The organism is Citrobacter sp. Cpo109 (genome assembly GCF_030332565.1).
GTDB lineage: Bacteria > Pseudomonadota > Gammaproteobacteria > Enterobacterales > Enterobacteriaceae > Citrobacter > Citrobacter portucalensis.
Window position 1 is genome coordinate 257,163 of sequence record NZ_JAOWHQ010000057.1, and the last position, 16,449, is coordinate 273,611.

The window sequence follows — 16,449 nt, forward strand, 5'->3', positions numbered from 1 at the left end:
TATCTCCATGGTTAAAAATGGGGGAAGGTCTCAGCTTTTTTTCCGTTGGCGCTCAAGATAAAGGCTTCTCGCCACCGATATCACCACGCTAAGGGCAAACAGGACAAACAGACCCGTCACAAACCAAAATGTGCCGCCGGTTAACAGGCTTCCCGCCCATGAGTAGACGATAGTGGCGGGTAACTGTCCGATGCCGGTGGCGATGAAAAAATGGCGAAAACGAATTGAGGTCAGGCCTGCCGCGTAGCTTACCGGGTCGAACGGCACAAAAGGTAACAGGCGGCAGACCAGAATAGTGTGCTTACCATAGCGCTCGAAAAAAGCGTCCATATTGTTCAGCACCGTTTTTCCGGTCAGCTTTTCTACCGCACCGCGACCTAAAATGCGGGCAATAAAAAAGCACAGCGCCGCACCTGCCATTGCGCTGCTCCAGGATAGTACGCCGCCCCAAAATGCGCCAAACAGCGAGGCATTGGCAAACGTGATCACAAACGCAGGAAGCGGTGCAACGATGGCCTGTAAGATCATCAGGAAGAACGACACCACCGCCGCCTGGGTTCCATAAGAACGAATAAAGTTTTCCAGAGCATGCTGATCGAGTGTGGTAAATGCTGCCAGGCTGCCGTGGAGAAAATCACTCACGCCAGGTATCCATGCCCATGCCATTAGCCCGAGCAGTAGCAGAGCAATCAAACCCACCCGGTAATAGCGAGCCAGCCGCGCTTTATTCCGTTTTATCATTTACCTGTACACTCATGGTTGGCTGACGGATCGATATGCTTATATCGGGCCCAGGCTTTGGCTGCCTGAACGAGGGCGAATAACGCCAGCCCTGCCACGCTGAGCTTACCGATGAATACCAGGGTAATGCCTTCGCTGGCGAGTTCATGCGACATCAGCGTATAGATAAAGATGCCGGGTAAGGTGGTAAGTGCCGATATTACGGTAAATGACCAGAACGGAATGGCCGTCAGCCCATAGGCGTAATTTTGAATATTATAGGGGAACAGCGGCACGAGCCGGGTCAGGATCAGAAAGTCTACTCCGCTATGGGCAATGCCTTTTTCGATAGCCTGAAACGTCGCCGTGTGCCCAACGTATTTCAGTAGTAGATCCCGTCCAAGCCAGCGAGCCAGCAAAAACGACAGCGCTGAGGCCACGGTTGCGGCCACTAACGAGATAAGCGTCCCAGCCACGGGGCCAAACAGCACACCGCCGACGATCACCAGGATGCTGCCTGGAATCAGACACAGCGCAGCAACAATAAAAAGCAGGATATAAAGCGTATAGCCGAACATACCGCTTTGGCGGATGACGTCTTGTAAATGATGGAAATTGGTTATCAGGTCGGTCAGACCATAATGATGGAAAACTCCCGCCAGAACGCAGAACAGGACCGCGACAATCAGCAGCCGGTATTCTGCTTTATGCGAACTTCTTTTTCATGGGGGTTCTCCTGTAAAACCGAGTGCAATGGAGCATTTTCATCAGCGAAAAGCGCGCGCGAAGATATAATAAATTCCCGGCCGTAACAATGTATTACCGTCACTTTATTGATTTTGCACAGAATAAACAGACTCTCCAGACCGGGCCTGGAGAGTAAAAAGACGCAGAAGGTCAGACGCGGAATTTAGCCCATACAGGCGCATGGTCGGACGGTTTTTCCATGCTGCGAATTTCATAGTCGATGCCGGTTTCTTCGCAGCGTTCCGCCAATGGGTTGCTCGCCAGCAGCAGATCGATACGCAGGCCACGGTTATCGTCAAAGCCTTTTGAGCGATAGTCGAACCACGAGAACTGGTCATTCTTTTCAGGATTTGCGTGACGGTAAGTATCCACCAGACCCCAGCCCAGCAGGCGTTCCATCCACTCACGCTCCTCCGGCAGGAAGGAACATTTACCGGTACGCAGCCAGCGTTTACGGTTTTCTTCGCCAATGCCGATATCGAGATCGGTTGGGCTAATATTCATATCGCCCATGATCAATACCGGATTGTCGCGCTTCAGTTCAGTCTCCAGATAGTTTTGCAGGTTCTGATAAAACGCGGCTTTGGCCGGGAATTTGGTTTCATGGTCACGGCTTTCGCCCTGCGGGAAATAGCCGTTGATCACCGTGATGCTGCCCAGAGGGGACGGAATTTCTGCCATGATGATACGACGCTGCGCTTCTTCGTCATCGCCCGGGAAGCCACGACGTACCGCAATTGGCGTTTCTTTCGTTAACAACGCCACGCCGTAATGACCTTTCTGGCCGTGATAAAAGACGTTGTAACCGAGCTTTGCTACCTCTTCGAGAGGGAACATATCGTCGTGGACTTTTGTCTCCTGTAAGCCAATAACATCCGGTTGGTGTTTTTCGACAATGGCTGCCAGTTGATGGGGACGGGCACGCAGGCCGTTGATATTAAAAGAGACAAATTTCATAGTCGCTGCCACTTTGCAAGATGAATAGTGCAAGGATGGTAGCAGAATTTCTGCAGGCTGACTGCTTCTTGTCACCTGATTCCAACAATGATTGCTAATGGTGTTAACGATGGAGCAAAAACTGCACCGTTTTGGCGCGAAGCGCGTCGGAATGGAGCAATAATTTCCGAAAAATTTCGTATACGATCACAATTCCAGAATTATATTTGGCGACTGAATAAAACTGCGTTTTTTCCTCTGTTTAGTCGCCTGATGTGCAAACGTATTCACTTTATATGCACATGCAGTGAATATCGCCACGTTGTAACCTGTTGATATTCCGTCATCGACCTCCGTTTATGCACTTTTTTCGCTGGCTGGCACGAACCCTGCAATCTACATTTACACCGCAAACACTATATTTATTAACATATAAATAACCTTTTATTTACCGTTGAGGTCGCTATGTCTCTGTCAATTACGCGTGAAAATTTTGATGAATGGATGATGCCCGTATATGCTCCGGCCCCTTTTATTCCGGTGCGGGGTGAAGGTTCACGTCTGTGGGATCAACAGGGTAAAGAGTATATCGATTTCGCGGGAGGCATTGCGGTTAACGCGCTGGGTCACGCCCACTCGGCATTGCGCGAGGCATTAAACGACCAGGCGAGCAAATTCTGGCATACGGGAAATGGCTACACCAACGAGCCGGTACTGCGTCTGGCGAAAAAGCTGATTGACGCCACCTTCGCCGAGCGTATTTTCTTCTGTAACTCCGGCGCAGAAGCCAACGAAGCGGCACTAAAACTGGCGCGTAAATATGCCCACGATCGTTTTGGCAGCCAGAAGAGCGGGATTGTAGCGTTTAAAAATGCTTTCCATGGCCGCACGCTGTTTACCGTCAGCGCCGGAGGACAACCTGCCTACTCACAGGATTTCGCGCCGCTGCCGCCGGATATCCGTCATGCCGTATACAACGATCTCGATTCTGCCAGCCAACTGATTGATGACACTACTTGTGCGGTTATCGTGGAGCCTGTGCAGGGTGAAGGCGGTGTGGTACCGGCAACAAAAGCCTTTTTGCAGGGGTTACGTGAGTTATGCGATCGCCATAATGCGCTGCTGATTTTTGATGAAGTTCAGACCGGCGTTGGCCGTACCGGGGAGCTGTATGCCTATATGCACTACGGCGTGACGCCGGATCTGCTGACGACAGCAAAAGCGCTGGGCGGTGGTTTCCCCATCGGCGCACTGCTGGCGACAGAGCGTTGCGCCAGTGTGATGACGGTTGGTACACATGGTACAACGTACGGCGGAAACCCGCTGGCGACGGCGGTGGCAGGTAAATTGCTGGAAATTGTGAATACACCAGAAGTGCTCAACGGAGTAAAACAGCGCCACGACTGGTTTGTGGAGCGTATAAACGCCATTAACGAACGTTTTGGACTGTTTAGTGAAATTCGTGGACTCGGACTGCTGATCGGCTGCGTGCTGAACGCGGAATTTGCCGGGAAAGCGAAACTCATCTCGCAAGAAGCGGCTGTTGCCGGGGTGATGGTACTGATCGCTGGCGCTAACGTGGTGCGTTTTGCGCCAGCGCTCAACGTCAGCGAAGAAGAAGTCGCCACCGGACTGGATCGCTTTGCGCTGGCCTGCGAACGCATTAAAGCAGGGGGGGCATCATGATGGTGATTCGTCCCATTGAACGCGCGGATATCACCGCGTTGATGCAGCTTGCCAGTAAGACCGGCGGCGGGTTGACCTCGCTACCGGCGAATGAAGCTACGCTGATGGCGCGTATCGAACGTTCACTCCAAACCTGGCGCGGTGAGTTGCCAAAAAGTGAGCAGGGATATGTGTTTGTGCTTGAAGACAGTACCAGCGGAACCGTGGCCGGGATTTGCGCCATTGAGGTGGCGGTAGGGCTTAACGATCCCTGGTACAACTACCGGGTTGGTACCCTGGTCCACGCCTCGAAAGAGCTGAATGTCTATAACGCGCTGCCGACGTTGTTTCTGAGTAACGATCACACAGGTAGCAGCGAGCTTTGTACTCTGTTTCTCGATCCGGACTGGCGAAAAGAAGGCAACGGCTATTTGCTGTCAAAATCGCGCTTTATGTTTATGGCGGCCTTTCGCGACCGATTTAATGAGAAAGTCGTGGCCGAAATGCGCGGCGTGATTGATGAGCACGGTTACTCGCCGTTCTGGCAAAGCCTCGGTAAACGCTTTTTCTCAATGGAGTTCAGCCGGGCGGATTTTCTCTGCGGGACAGGACAGAAAGCCTTTATTGCTGAACTGATGCCCAAGCATCCTATTTATACCCATTTTCTGTCTGATGAAGCGCAAGGCGTGATTGGTCAGGTGCATCCGCAAACTGCCCCGGCGCGGGCGGTGCTGGAGAAAGAAGGATTTCGCTACCGCAACTATGTCGATATTTTCGACGGCGGGCCAACGCTGGAATGCGATATTGACCGGGTTCGGGCTATTCGTAAAAGCAGGCTGGTGGAAGTGGCGGAAGGTCAGCCAGCAACCGGCGAATATCCGGCCTGTCTGGTTGCCAATGAAAACTATCAAAACTTCCGCGTCATGCTGGTTCGCGCAGACCCGGATACCCAACGTCTGGTGCTGACGGCGGCGCAACTGGACGCCCTGAAATGCCACGCTGGCGACCATGTACGTTTTGTACGTCTTTGTGCAGAGGAGAAAACAGCATGACACTATGGATAAACGGTGACTGGGTGACGGGGCTGGGCGAGCTTCGGGTGAAAACCAACCCGGTAAGCGGTGATGTGCTGTGGCACGGTAATGATGCAGATGCAACGCAGGTGACGCAAGCGTGCCAGGCCGCACGCGCAGCCTTTGCTGGTTGGGCTAAACAGCCTTTCAGCGCACGCCAGACTATTGTTGAAAAGTTTGCTTTATTGCTGGAAAGCAATAAAGCCGAGCTAACTCAGATTATCGCCAAGGAAACCGGAAAACCTCATTGGGAAGCCGCGACTGAACTGACGGCGATGATCAATAAAATCGCCATCTCCGTCAAAGCTTACCATGCCCGTACCGGTGAGCAGCACAGTGAACTACCGGATGGTGCGGCAACGTTGCGCCATCGCCCACACGGCGTGCTGGCGGTTTTTGGTCCGTATAACTTCCCCGGTCATTTACCCAATGGTCATATTGTTCCGGCATTGCTGGCAGGCAATACGTTGATTTTCAAACCCAGCGAGTTGACGCCGTGGACCGGTGAAGCAGTAACAAAACTGTGGGAGCAGGCGGGGTTGCCGCCGGGCGTGCTGAATCTGGTACAGGGCGGACGTGAAACGGGGCAGGCGCTGAGTGCGCTGGAAGACCTCGATGGCCTGCTGTTTACCGGCAGTGCGAATACCGGTTATCAGCTGCATAAGCAGTTATCCGGCCAGCCGGAAAAAATCCTTGCCCTGGAGATGGGGGGCAACAACCCGCTGATTATTGAGAATCCGGAAGATATTGATGCCGCAGTGCATCTGACCATTCAGTCCGCATTTGTCACCGCCGGACAGCGCTGTACCTGTGCCCGCCGCCTGCTCGTAAAAAAAGGCGCGCAGGGTGATGCGTTCCTGACGCGTCTGGTGGAGGTTAGTCAGCGTTTAATGCCCGGCAACTGGGATGCACAACCGCAGCCATTTATGGGTGGACTAATTTCCGAACAAGCAGCGCAACACGTCTATGATGCCTGGCAGCGTCTGGCGTCGTTGGGCGGCCGTACGCTGTTAGCGCCACGTCTGGTAAATGCCGGAACGTCACTGCTGACCCCTGGAATCATCGAACTGACCGGGGCGGGGAACGTACCTGATGAGGAGGTTTTCGGTCCGCTGCTCGGCGTCTGGCGTTATGACAGCTTTGATGATGCGATTCGTATGGCGAACAACACTCGCTTTGGATTGTCGTGTGGGTTAGTTTCGCCCGATCGCGGCCAGTTCGAACAGCTACTGTTGGAGGCGCGGGCAGGGATCGTCAACTGGAATAAGCCGTTAACCGGTGCTGCGAGTACCGCACCGTTTGGCGGTGTAGGCGCTTCCGGGAACCATCGCGCCAGCGCGTGGTATGCCGCAGATTATTGCGCCTGGCCGATGGCAAGTCTGGAATCCCCGGCCCTAACGCTGCCAACGGCGCTTAGCCCCGGACTGGATTTTTCTCGCGAGGATAAGCTATGAAAGCCCGTGAGGTAAATTTTGATGGTCTGGTGGGACTGACTCACCACTATGCTGGATTGTCATTTGGTAATGAGGCCTCAACCAAACATCGATTTCAGGTGTCGAACCCGCGTCTGGCGGCAAAGCAAGGTCTGCTAAAGATGAAAGCACTGGCGGATGCAGGATTTCCTCAGGCGGTGATCCCGCCCCACGAGCGGCCTTATATTCCAGTTCTGCGTCAGTTGGGTTTTAGCGGCAGTGACGAACAGGTGCTGGATAAAGTGTCGCGTCAGGCGCCTCACTGGCTCTCCAGTGCCAGCTCCGCATCGCCTATGTGGGTAGCGAATGCGGCGACGGTTTGCCCTTCGGCAGACTCGCTGGACGGGAAAGTGCATCTGACGGTGGCGAATCTGAATAATAAGTTCCACCGTTCACTGGAAGCGCCTACTACCGAAGCATTGTTACGGGCGATTTTCCGTGATGAGAATAGCTTTGCGGTCCACGGTGCGTTACCCCAGGTTGCGCTATTTGGCGATGAAGGGGCGGCAAACCATAACCGCCTGGGTGGAGATTACGGTGACCCCGGCGTACAGCTGTTTGTTTACGGTCGTGAAGAAGGCAATGCATCCCAACCGAAGCGCTATCCGGCAAGGCAATCCCGTGAGGCCAGCGAGGCGGTCGCGCGACTGAATCAGGTCAACCCACATCAGCGCATTTTTGCTCAGCAAAACCCGGACGTTATCGATCTTGGTGTGTTCCATAACGATGTGATTGCGGTGTCGAATCGCCAGGTGCTGTTTTGTCATCAGCAGGCGTTTGTCAGACAGCAGGCATTGTTAGAGCAGTTGCGCAGCCAGGTGGCAGGTTTTACCCCGCTGGAAGTCCCGACAGCGGAAGTGTCGGTGCAGGATGCCGTGACCACTTATCTGTTTAACAGTCAGTTGCTGAGTCGTAGTGACGGTTCGATGATGCTGGTCCTGCCGCAGGAGTGTCGGGAGCATGCTGGCGTGTGGCGGTATTTGAACCGGCTTCTCGAGGAAGACAATCCGATCGATGACCTGCGGGTATTCGATCTGCGTGAAAGTATGTCCAACGGCGGTGGTCCGGCATGCTTGCGCCTGAGAGTGGTGCTCACTCCGCAGGAACAGCAGGCGGTGAATCCGGCGGTTATCATGAACGACACGCTGTTTAACACGTTGAATAACTGGGTTGACCGTTACTATCGCGATCGTCTTACCGCTGCCGACCTTGCCGACCCACAACTGTTGCGCGAGGGGCGTGAAGCGCTGGATACGCTGACGCAATTGCTCAACCTCGGCTCAGTGTATCCTTTCCAGCAGGAGGGGATGCGCCATGGATAACTTTCTGGCGATCACGCTCGCAGGCGCCACTCCAGAGAAAACGCAAGGAACCACTCTTGGTTTTGACTGGCAGTGGATCGGTCACGGAATTCTGGAACTGACGCCGCTTGCACCCGTTGAACATTCTCTGGTGCTGTCTGCGGGGATCCATGGCAATGAAACCGCGCCGGTAGAGATACTCGTTTCATTGCTTTCCAGGCTGTTTAGCGGCGAGCTGACACTGACATGGCGGCTGCTGGTGATTCTGGGAAACCCGCAGGCGCTGGCTGCGGGAAAACGATATTGTCATAGCGACCTGAATCGTATGTTTGGCGGTCGGTGGCAGATTTTTACCGCAAGTGAAGAAACGCACCGAGCCCATGGGCTTGAGCTGTGTCTGGAAGATTTTTATTCGCGCGCAAAGGAGCCTGTGCGCTGGCATCTGGATCTGCACACCGCGATTCGCGGTTCACAGCATCTGCGCTTTGGCGTATTGCCACAACGCAACGTTGCCTGGGACGAGGATTTCCTTGAATGGCTGGGAGACGCGGGACTGGAAGCGCTGGTTTTCCATCAGACGCCTGGCGGCACGTTCACCCATTTTAGCGGGGAACATTTTGGTGCGTTGGCCTGTACGTTGGAACTGGGTAAAGCGCTGCCGTTTGGACAAAACGATCTCACCCAGTTTGCACAAACGGCAGACGCACTGGAAAAACTGCTGCGGGGTGAACGGGTGTCGACGAGAGAAATATCCCCGCTGCGTTATCGCGTGGTGTCGCAAATCACGCGTCGTAGCAATGATTTCATTCTCCACATGGATAACCAGACGCTAAACTTTACCCCCTTTAAAGAAGGCACCTTGCTGGCGCAGGACGGAGATGAACGTTTTATCGTCACCCATGATGTTGAATACGTTCTCTTTCCCAACCCTAACGTGGCCTGTGGTTTACGTGCCGGATTGATGCTCGAAAAGTTGTGATCAATATATTCGCCCTGCAGGATTATCCTTTAGGGCTTATTTTTGCGTGCTGTTTTTATTTATTACGGATTATTCCTGGTGAATTGCTTTCTTAATAAACAGGGTTCAGGTATAGTTCTTCATAATCCGTTCAAAATCATCCTGTTGTAATTTTTTATTGCAACTCTCCGCAATTTATTCTTTTTTTCTTCATAATTGATGAAAGTTTGTTTTTTACACTTTCACTGTTTTACCGTTGCTCTGATTAATTGACGCTTAAGCCGGTAAAGTTAATCTCGTCAACACGACATCACATTGCATAAGAGTCGCATGAGTGTCGTAAAAATAACTGAAAGAAAGGATAGAAATTATGCGTAAACTGACTGCTCTGTTTGTTGCCTCTACTCTGGCGCTGGGTGCTGCGAACCTGGCTCATGCTGCTGACACTACAACAGCTGCACCAGCGGATGCTAAACCGATGATGCATCACAACGGCAAATTTGCCCCGCATCACGACATGATGTTTAAAGACCTGAACCTGACTGACGCACAGAAACAGCAGATCCGCGAAATCATGAAAGGCCAGCGCGATCAGATGAAACGTCCGCCGCTGGAAGAACGCCGTGCAATGCACGACATCATCGCCAGCGATAGCTTCGATAAAGCGAAAGCCGAAGCGCAGATTGCGAAAATGGAAGAACAGCGCAAAGCCAACATGCTGGCGCATATGGAAACTCAGAACAAAATTTACAACATTCTGACCCCGGAACAGAAAAAGCAGTTTAATGCCAATTTTGAGAAGCGTCTGACAGAACGTGCAGCGCAGAAAGGTAAAATGCCGGAAGCTGCCGAGTAATCGATCAGCGTCTACACTAAATCATTCACACTGTGTCGCGCTGATTGCCGCACAGTGTGAAACCAAACTCAAGACCGCCGCTCTTGTCCACAACACGTATAACGATGTGGGCAGGATCGGCGGTTTTTTCATTTCTGCCTATTGCACCGGACGCACGACACGCTATTCTCCTGAAGCCCGCGAAAATTCTACCTGGATCAGCGCGTTATTCTTTTTTGCAAAATGCCGGGTTCATCGCTAAGGCAAATCAACTCTGCTGCCGATAACAATAATCTGCAGGGTGAACATAATAATGATGATTTATGGCTGTCTGTTTACGGCAGGCTGCCATGCTGCTCCTTTCTGGAGGGATGATGGAATACTTTGATATCCGCAAAATGCCGGTTAACCTCTGGCGGAATGGTGCGGGAGAAACGCGTGAGATTTGCTGTTTTCCACCAGCAACACGAGATTTTCACTGGCGGGCGAGTATCGCCTCCATTGCAGCAAACGGTGAGTTTTCTCTTTTTCCCGGCGTAGAACGTGTGATTACTCTGCTGGAAGGTGGAGAAGTGACCCTGGAAGAAACGAACATCTTTACGCATACCCTGAAACAGCATCAGCCTTTTACCTTTGCCGGTGACAAGGTGGTAAAAGCAAAGCTGACGGAAGGGCAGATGTCGATGGATTTTAATATCATGACCCGACGAGATGTTTGCCAGGCAAAAGTCAGAGTGGCCGATCGCACCTTTACGACCTTTGGTTCACGCGGCGGCGTGGTGTTTGTTATCAGTGGTGCATGGCAACTGGGCGATAAACTGCTGACGGCCGACCAGGGTGCGAGCTGGCATGACGGCAAACACACATTACGACTGCTGGAACGCGAGGGAAAATTGCTGTTCAGCGAGATTAACTGGATGCCGGGGCATTCTCCGGATGCAGTTCAATAATGTCATATTGACCAGACAGAACAGGCCGGCAGAGAATTTTGTAGCCATCATGGTCAAACCCTGCTGGCATACGCGCCAGGGTAGTCGCTTCATCCAGCGTTGAAACAGCTCCCAGCCACAGCCAGTTGTTGATGATATGGTACTGTGTCATTTCAGCGCCGGTTTCCTGCAGTGCAATGGCATTGCTCCATGGCCAGCAAATCACTCTCACTCTTTCCAGCGCCGCTAACAGACGCAAATGATGCGCTTCATGACTCTCTTTCCCGCAGCACGCTCCGGCGCAGCGTTTAAGCGCGGAGCGAAAACAGGCGCGCCCGCGACTCAGGGGTTCCAGCCCCAACAGGCCGTAGCACAGCTGTTGTTCATCCGCGAGGCTTTGCAACGCTTGTAGCGCTGCGCGACGATTGGCAAACAGGCCAAACAGATTGGGTGCATTGGAGAAATCAATATCTCGTGCGTAGACAACCTGAACAGTTCGGTCGGTAAGCTGCAAGGCGCAAAGCTGACGATTGCGCCGCAGTCGTTTGTTAAACAACGGCTGTTGTTCTTTGATCAACCGCGCTTCCAGCAGCAGGGCACCAATTTCTCCCGCCGTACAAATCCAGCTAATGCGTTTGGTCTGACGCAGCATTGCCGCTTCGTCCGCGGTACGCAGGTGTGCCAGCACGCGGCTGCGAATATTGACACTTTTACCAATGTAGAGCGGCATAGTGTCGCTTTCACTGTGAAACAGATAGACGCCTGGTGCGGTGGGAAGCGCACTCAAAAATGGACGCAGGTGTTCAGGATATTTATAGATTGCCGCTGCCTCAAATGTCAGGCTTGGGGCTGATTGACGCCGTACCACTTCTCACTCCGGATGCTGGTTATTCATCCAGTATAGCAGTTTGAAACCGATTAAAAAAGCGGCATCAGACCAGGAGGAGGGGCCGGACAGCGGTGATCCCAGTGCTATCCGGCAATATGCGACTAAAAGGATTACGCTTTTTTCCAGAAGTCATCAAACACCGTAATCGGTGTGCGACGTTTGTGTTCGGTCTTCAGATACCAGCCTTCAATTTTTTTCGCGACGTCGGCAGCCAGCGTTTTTCCTTCCAGGTAATCGTCGATGTTGTCATAGGTGACGCCTAATGCGGCTTCATCCGGCAGAGAAGGGCGATCGTCTTCGAGGTCGGCGGTTGGCGCTTTCTTATATAAATGCTCCGGGCAACCCAGCGCGGCAAGCAACTGCTTACCCTGACGCTTGTTCAGACGGAAAATAGGGTTAATGTCAGTACCGCCATCGCCGTATTTGGTGAAAAATCCGGTGATGGCTTCTGCTGCATGATCGGTACCCACGACAACACCGCTGGTCATTCCGGCGATACTGTACTGGGCCTTCATACGTTCACGGGCTTTTTCATTGCCACGGACAAAATCGCTCAGTTCAATACCCGCTTCACGCAGGGCCTGTTCACTGGCCAGTACCGCACCCTTAATATTTACTGTGAGCACGCGGTCAGGTTGGATAAAGGCGATGGCATCCTGGCAGTCCTGTTCATCAGCCTGAACGCCATACGGCAGACGTACGGCAATAAACTGCAACGCGTCATTCCCCGTTTCTTCGCGAAGCTCGGAAATAGCCATCTGGCAAAGTTTTCCCGCGAGCGTTGAGTCCTGTCCGCCGCTTATCCCTAATACCAGTGATTTCAGAAAAGGGTACGTTTGCAGGTAGGATTTCAAGAAATCCACGCTGCGGCGAATTTCCTCTTCTGCATTAATTTGCGGTTTTGCGCCAAGCGCCTGGATTATCTCTTGCTGCAGAGTCATTTAACCCCCTCCGAAAAATGAAATGATCAAAAAAATGATGTGTTAAAGCTAACGCGTTGGGACCCAAACGACAAGGGATGCAGGCCTGATCTAACATCATTTTGTTTTAATAGAATTTTCCGAAACGACCTAAGTATCATCTGATTGCTTGAAAAATGTGTTGTTGTGCTCCAGGCTTATATAACACGCTGAAATACAAGAGGACGGAATATGAACAAGAACCTAACAGGAATTCTGAGTGCAGCGGCTGTTTTGACTATGCTCGCAGGGTGTACGGCCTACGATCGTACTAAAGACCAATTTGTTCAGCCCGTGGTGAAAGATGTGAAGAAAGGGATGAGCCGGGCGCAGGTGGCGCAGATTGCCGGTAAACCTTCTTCTGAAGTCAGCATGATTCATGCGCGAGGGACATGCCAGACCTACATCCTGGGTCAACGAGATGGTAAAGCTGAAACCTATTTTGTTGCTTTAGACGACACCGGACATGTGATTAACTCCGGTTACCAGACCTGCGCAGAGTACGACACTGACCCGCAGGCGGCGAAGAAGTAACAACTGCTTATTGCCTGAGCATTCAGAAGAACCGGCCATTGTGCCGGTTTTTTTGTGCCGAACGATCTTATTTATTGCCGCGAATTATTTACCCGAAATGTGAGGGGGGTCATAACGACAGGTCAAGGAGAGACAATTTAGTTGGTCAAGGAAATACCATCCACCGGTGCAATCCCGTATACTCATTTCAGCCACCTAAAAAAGTAATTTAGCTGACGCAAGTTACCCAGAGCATGGATGCAGGTTATGGCTTGCGGAGTGTCTGGTTGACAGATAATCGCACATGAGGATCGTTTTAATGGAAAAGAAACACATTTATCTGTTTTGTTCTGCGGGCATGTCGACTTCATTGTTGGTTTCGAAGATGCGTGCTCAGGCCGAAAAATACGAAGTACCGGTTATTATTGAAGCATTTCCTGAAACGCTGGCCGGAGAAAAAGGTCCTGTCGCCGATGTCGTGTTATTAGGTCCACAAATTGCTTATATGTTGCCCGAAATTCAGCGTTTGTTACCCAACAAGCCTGTGGAAGTGATTGACTCGCTGCTGTATGGCAAAGTCGATGGTTTAGGCGTGCTTAAGGCTGCTGTTGCAGCAATTAAAAAAGCCGCAGCAAATTAATTATTTTATTTTAATTTTTCCCGTCAAAGAGTTATTTCATTAACATTCACCGCAATTATTAATTGCGGTATTTAAGGGTATTTTTCTATGAGTAACGCTATTGCTTCACTTGAAAAGGTACTCCTTCCTTTTGCTGTAAAAATTGGAAAGCAGCCACACGTTAATGCAATCAAGAACGGTTTTATTCGTTTAATGCCGTTAACCCTCGCAGGGGCCATGTTTGTATTAATCAATAACGTTTTCCTGAGCTTTGGGGAGGGGTCGTTTTTTTATTCAATGGGCATTCGACTTGATGCTTCAACTATTGAAACTTTGAATAGCTTGAAAGGCATTGGTGGAAACGTCTATAACGGTACGTTGGGTATCATGTCATTGATGGCACCGTTCTTTATCGGCATGGCGCTGGCAGAAGAACGTAAAGTCGACTCACTGGCAGCCGGGTTGTTATCCGTCGCCGCGTTTATGACCGTAACGCCTTATAGCGTGGGTGAAGCCTATGCCGTTGGCGCAAACTGGCTCGGCGGTGCCAATATTATTTCCGGTATTATTATCGGCCTTGCGGTCGCGGAAATGTTCACCTTTGTGGTTCGTCGCAATTGGGTCATTAAATTACCTGATAGCGTACCGACATCCGTATCGCGCTCTTTCTCTGCGCTGATTCCTGGCTTCCTTATCCTCTCCATTATGGGGATCATCGCCTGGGCATTGAACACCTGGGGTACGAACTTCCACCAGATCATTATGGATTCCATTTCAACTCCGCTGGCGTCGTTAGGTAGCGTGGTGGGCTGGGCCTACGTGATTTTTGTTCCGCTGCTGTGGTTCTTCGGTATTCACGGTTCACTGGCGCTGACTGCGCTGGACAGCGGTATCATGACGCCATGGGCGCTGGAAAACATCTCTATCTACCAACAGTTTGGTTCCGTAGATGCCGCGCTGGAAGCCGGTAAGACGTTCCACGTCTGGGCGAAGCCGATGCTCGACTCCTATATTTTCCTTGGGGGTAGTGGGGCAACGCTGGGTCTGATTATCGCTATCTTCCTGGCATCGCGTCGTCCTGACTATCGTCAGGTTGCTAAGCTGGCACTGCCATCAGGTCTGTTCCAGATTAACGAACCTATCCTGTTCGGTCTGCCGATCATCATGAACCCGGTGATGTTTATCCCGTTCATTCTGGTGCAACCGATTCTGGCGGCGATTACGCTGGCAGCTTACTACTCAGGCATTATTCCACCGATTACCAACATTGCACCGTGGACTATGCCAACCGGTTTGGGCGCGTTCTTTAACACCAACGGTAGCGTCGCTGCTCTGCTGGTCGCGCTGTTCAACCTCGGTATCGCAACGCTGGTTTACCTGCCGTTCGTGGTGGTAGCCAACAAAGCGCAGAACGTTATTGACCAAGAAGAAAGCGAAGAAGATATCGCTAACGCATTAAAATTCTAAATTTAATCCGGCATGGCTTTACGGTCATGCCGGACTGAACCAGAGGAAAAAAGTATGTTGGATATCGAGAACATCGTCGACACGCAGTCAGAAGCAGAAGAACTTGAAGAAGTGGTGATGGGCCTCATCATCAACTCCGGTCAGGCGCGTAGCCTGGCGTACGGCGCACTCAAAATGGCCAAGCAGGGTGATTTCGAGTCAGCTAAGACCATGATGGACCAGTCTCGTCTGGCGCTGAACGAAGCGCACCTCGTGCAAACGAAATTGATTGAAGGCGATCAGGGCGAAGGTAAAATGAAAGTTAGCCTGGTGCTGGTCCACGCACAGGACCACCTGATGACATCAATGCTGGCGCGTGAGCTGGTGACTGAACTGATTGAGCTTCACGAAAAGCTGAAATAGCGAGGAGTGCATAATGCAGCTACAGATTAACGCACCGGAAATCAAAACCGTTTATGAACAGCAGCTGTTTAATGGCAAAAATTTCCATGTGTTCATCTATAACAAAACTGAGAGCATCAGCGGGCTGCATCAGCATGACTACTATGAATTTACCCTGGTTTTAACCGGGCGCTATTATCAGGAAATCAACGGTAAACGCGTACTGCTCGAACGTGGAGACTTTGTCTTTATCCCGTTGGGATCGCACCACCAGAGTTTTTATGATTTTGGTGCGACAAGGATCCTTAACGTCGGCATCAGTAAACGTTTTTTTGAACAGCACTATCACCCGCTGCTGCCATTTTGTTTCGTTGCATCGCAGGTCTACCGGGCAAATAACTCGTTTCTTACCTACATTGAAACGGTTATTGCATCACTGAACTTTCGTGAGAGCGGGCTGGATGAATTTGTAGAAGTGGTCACCTTCTATATTATAAATCGGTTACGCCATCATCGCGAAGAGCAGGTGCTGGATGATATTCCGCAGTGGCTTAAAACCACTGTCGAGACCATGCACGACAAACGGCAGTTTAGCGAGAATGCGCTGGAAAATATGGTACACCTGTCCGCGAAATCCCAGGAGTATCTGACCCGCGCTACCCAGCGTTATTACAGCAAAACGCCGATGCAGATTATTAATGAAATCCGCATTAACTTTGCTAAAAAACAGCTGGAAATGACGAACTATTCTGTAACGGATATTGCTTACGAGTCTGGCTACAGTAGTCCAAGCCTGTTTATTAAAACGTTTAAAAAGCTGACGTCGTTTACACCGAATAGCTACCGTAAGAAATTAACTGAATTTAATCAGTAGATATTATTTGCCAATAACCCATTTTTTATAGCTTGCCCAAAATAGCGTCGGGACAGCCACGCTATACCTTACAAACGGGTTGAGCATAATACACGTCAGTGTTTTTACACT

17 protein-coding genes are annotated in these 16,449 nt (G+C 51.3%); 12 read left to right on the plus strand and 5 right to left on the minus strand.

Annotated features, from left to right (window positions below; genetic code table 11):
* Window positions 1–30: 30 nt before the first annotated feature.
* The 3 genes from OGY71_RS12075 to xthA all read right to left on the minus strand — a co-directional run bounded on the left by OGY71_RS12075 (window position 31) and on the right by xthA (window position 2,424).
* Window positions 31–741: a TVP38/TMEM64 family protein gene (locus tag OGY71_RS12075; RefSeq protein ID WP_063941485.1), complete on the minus strand. Its 711-nt coding sequence runs from the start codon at window positions 739–741 to the stop codon at window positions 31–33.
* Window positions 738–1,394, minus strand: coding sequence for a TVP38/TMEM64 family protein (locus tag OGY71_RS12080; protein WP_170974252.1), 657 nt, complete (start codon window positions 1,392–1,394; stop codon window positions 738–740). Before OGY71_RS12080 ends, OGY71_RS12075 begins: the two co-directional genes overlap by 4 nt.
* A 223-nt stretch (window positions 1,395–1,617) precedes the next feature.
* Complete coding sequence (xthA, locus tag OGY71_RS12085) at window positions 1,618–2,424, minus strand: exodeoxyribonuclease III (RefSeq protein WP_003030642.1); 807 nt, start codon at window positions 2,422–2,424, stop codon at window positions 1,618–1,620.
* Window positions 2,425–2,868: 444 nt separating this feature from the next.
* Between xthA and astC the strand changes: the two genes are divergently transcribed.
* From astC to ves, 7 genes are all read left to right on the plus strand, one after another.
* Window positions 2,869–4,089, plus strand: a complete 1,221-nt coding sequence (gene astC, locus OGY71_RS12090) for a succinylornithine/acetylornithine transaminase (RefSeq protein ID WP_286613368.1) — start codon at window positions 2,869–2,871, stop codon at window positions 4,087–4,089.
* A complete protein-coding gene (gene astA / locus OGY71_RS12095; protein ID WP_003832529.1) occupies window positions 4,086–5,120 on the plus strand; it encodes an arginine N-succinyltransferase in 1,035 nt (344 codons plus the stop codon). The genes astC and astA overlap by 4 nt, the downstream gene beginning before the upstream one ends.
* The gene (gene astD, locus OGY71_RS12100) at window positions 5,117–6,595 is read left to right on the plus strand and encodes a succinylglutamate-semialdehyde dehydrogenase (RefSeq protein WP_003832531.1); all 1,479 of its coding nucleotides are present in this window, start codon (window positions 5,117–5,119) and stop codon (window positions 6,593–6,595) included. Before astA ends, astD begins: the two co-directional genes overlap by 4 nt.
* Window positions 6,592–7,935, plus strand: coding sequence for an N-succinylarginine dihydrolase (gene astB, locus OGY71_RS12105; RefSeq protein ID WP_003832532.1), 1,344 nt, complete (start codon window positions 6,592–6,594; stop codon window positions 7,933–7,935). The genes astD and astB overlap by 4 nt, the downstream gene beginning before the upstream one ends.
* Complete coding sequence (gene astE, locus OGY71_RS12110; RefSeq protein ID WP_286613369.1) at window positions 7,928–8,893, plus strand: succinylglutamate desuccinylase; 966 nt, start codon at window positions 7,928–7,930, stop codon at window positions 8,891–8,893. The genes astB and astE overlap by 8 nt, the downstream gene beginning before the upstream one ends.
* A gap of 349 nt (window positions 8,894–9,242) precedes the next feature.
* A complete protein-coding gene (spy, locus tag OGY71_RS12115; protein WP_003832537.1) occupies window positions 9,243–9,728 on the plus strand; it encodes an ATP-independent periplasmic protein-refolding chaperone Spy in 486 nt (161 codons plus the stop codon).
* 353 nt (window positions 9,729–10,081) lie between these two features.
* The gene (gene ves / locus OGY71_RS12120) at window positions 10,082–10,657 is read left to right on the plus strand and encodes an environmental stress-induced protein Ves (RefSeq protein WP_003832539.1); all 576 of its coding nucleotides are present in this window, start codon (window positions 10,082–10,084) and stop codon (window positions 10,655–10,657) included.
* Here ves and cho read toward each other — a convergent pair.
* On the minus strand, window positions 10,617–11,504 hold the full coding sequence (gene cho, locus OGY71_RS12125; RefSeq protein WP_003832542.1) for an excinuclease Cho: 888 nt from the start codon (window positions 11,502–11,504) through the stop codon (window positions 10,617–10,619). The two genes, ves and cho, sit on opposite strands and share 41 nt — an antisense overlap.
* 131 nt (window positions 11,505–11,635) lie before the next feature.
* A complete protein-coding gene (gene nadE, locus OGY71_RS12130; RefSeq protein WP_003832544.1) occupies window positions 11,636–12,466 on the minus strand; it encodes an NAD(+) synthase in 831 nt (276 codons plus the stop codon).
* A gap of 210 nt (window positions 12,467–12,676) precedes the next feature.
* On the opposite strand from nadE, the gene osmE reads away from it, so the two are divergent.
* The 5 genes from osmE (at window position 12,677) to chbR (ending at window position 16,338) form a co-directional block, all read left to right on the plus strand.
* Window positions 12,677–13,018 (plus strand): osmotically-inducible lipoprotein OsmE, encoded by a 342-nt coding sequence (gene osmE, locus OGY71_RS12135; protein ID WP_003030621.1) that lies wholly within the window; start codon window positions 12,677–12,679, stop codon window positions 13,016–13,018.
* A 298-nt stretch (window positions 13,019–13,316) separates the two neighbouring features.
* Window positions 13,317–13,637: a PTS N,N'-diacetylchitobiose transporter subunit IIB gene (gene chbB / locus OGY71_RS12140; RefSeq protein ID WP_003832547.1), complete on the plus strand. Its 321-nt coding sequence runs from the start codon at window positions 13,317–13,319 to the stop codon at window positions 13,635–13,637.
* Between the two features lie 87 nt (window positions 13,638–13,724).
* A complete protein-coding gene (chbC, locus tag OGY71_RS12145; RefSeq protein WP_003030619.1) occupies window positions 13,725–15,083 on the plus strand; it encodes a PTS N,N'-diacetylchitobiose transporter subunit IIC in 1,359 nt (452 codons plus the stop codon).
* Between the two features lie 54 nt (window positions 15,084–15,137).
* A complete protein-coding gene (gene chbA / locus OGY71_RS12150; protein WP_003832549.1) occupies window positions 15,138–15,485 on the plus strand; it encodes a PTS N,N'-diacetylchitobiose transporter subunit IIA in 348 nt (115 codons plus the stop codon).
* A gap of 10 nt (window positions 15,486–15,495) precedes the next feature.
* On the plus strand, window positions 15,496–16,338 hold the full coding sequence (chbR, locus tag OGY71_RS12155; RefSeq protein WP_085951046.1) for a transcriptional regulator ChbR: 843 nt from the start codon (window positions 15,496–15,498) through the stop codon (window positions 16,336–16,338).
* Window positions 16,339–16,449: the final 111 nt, after the last annotated feature.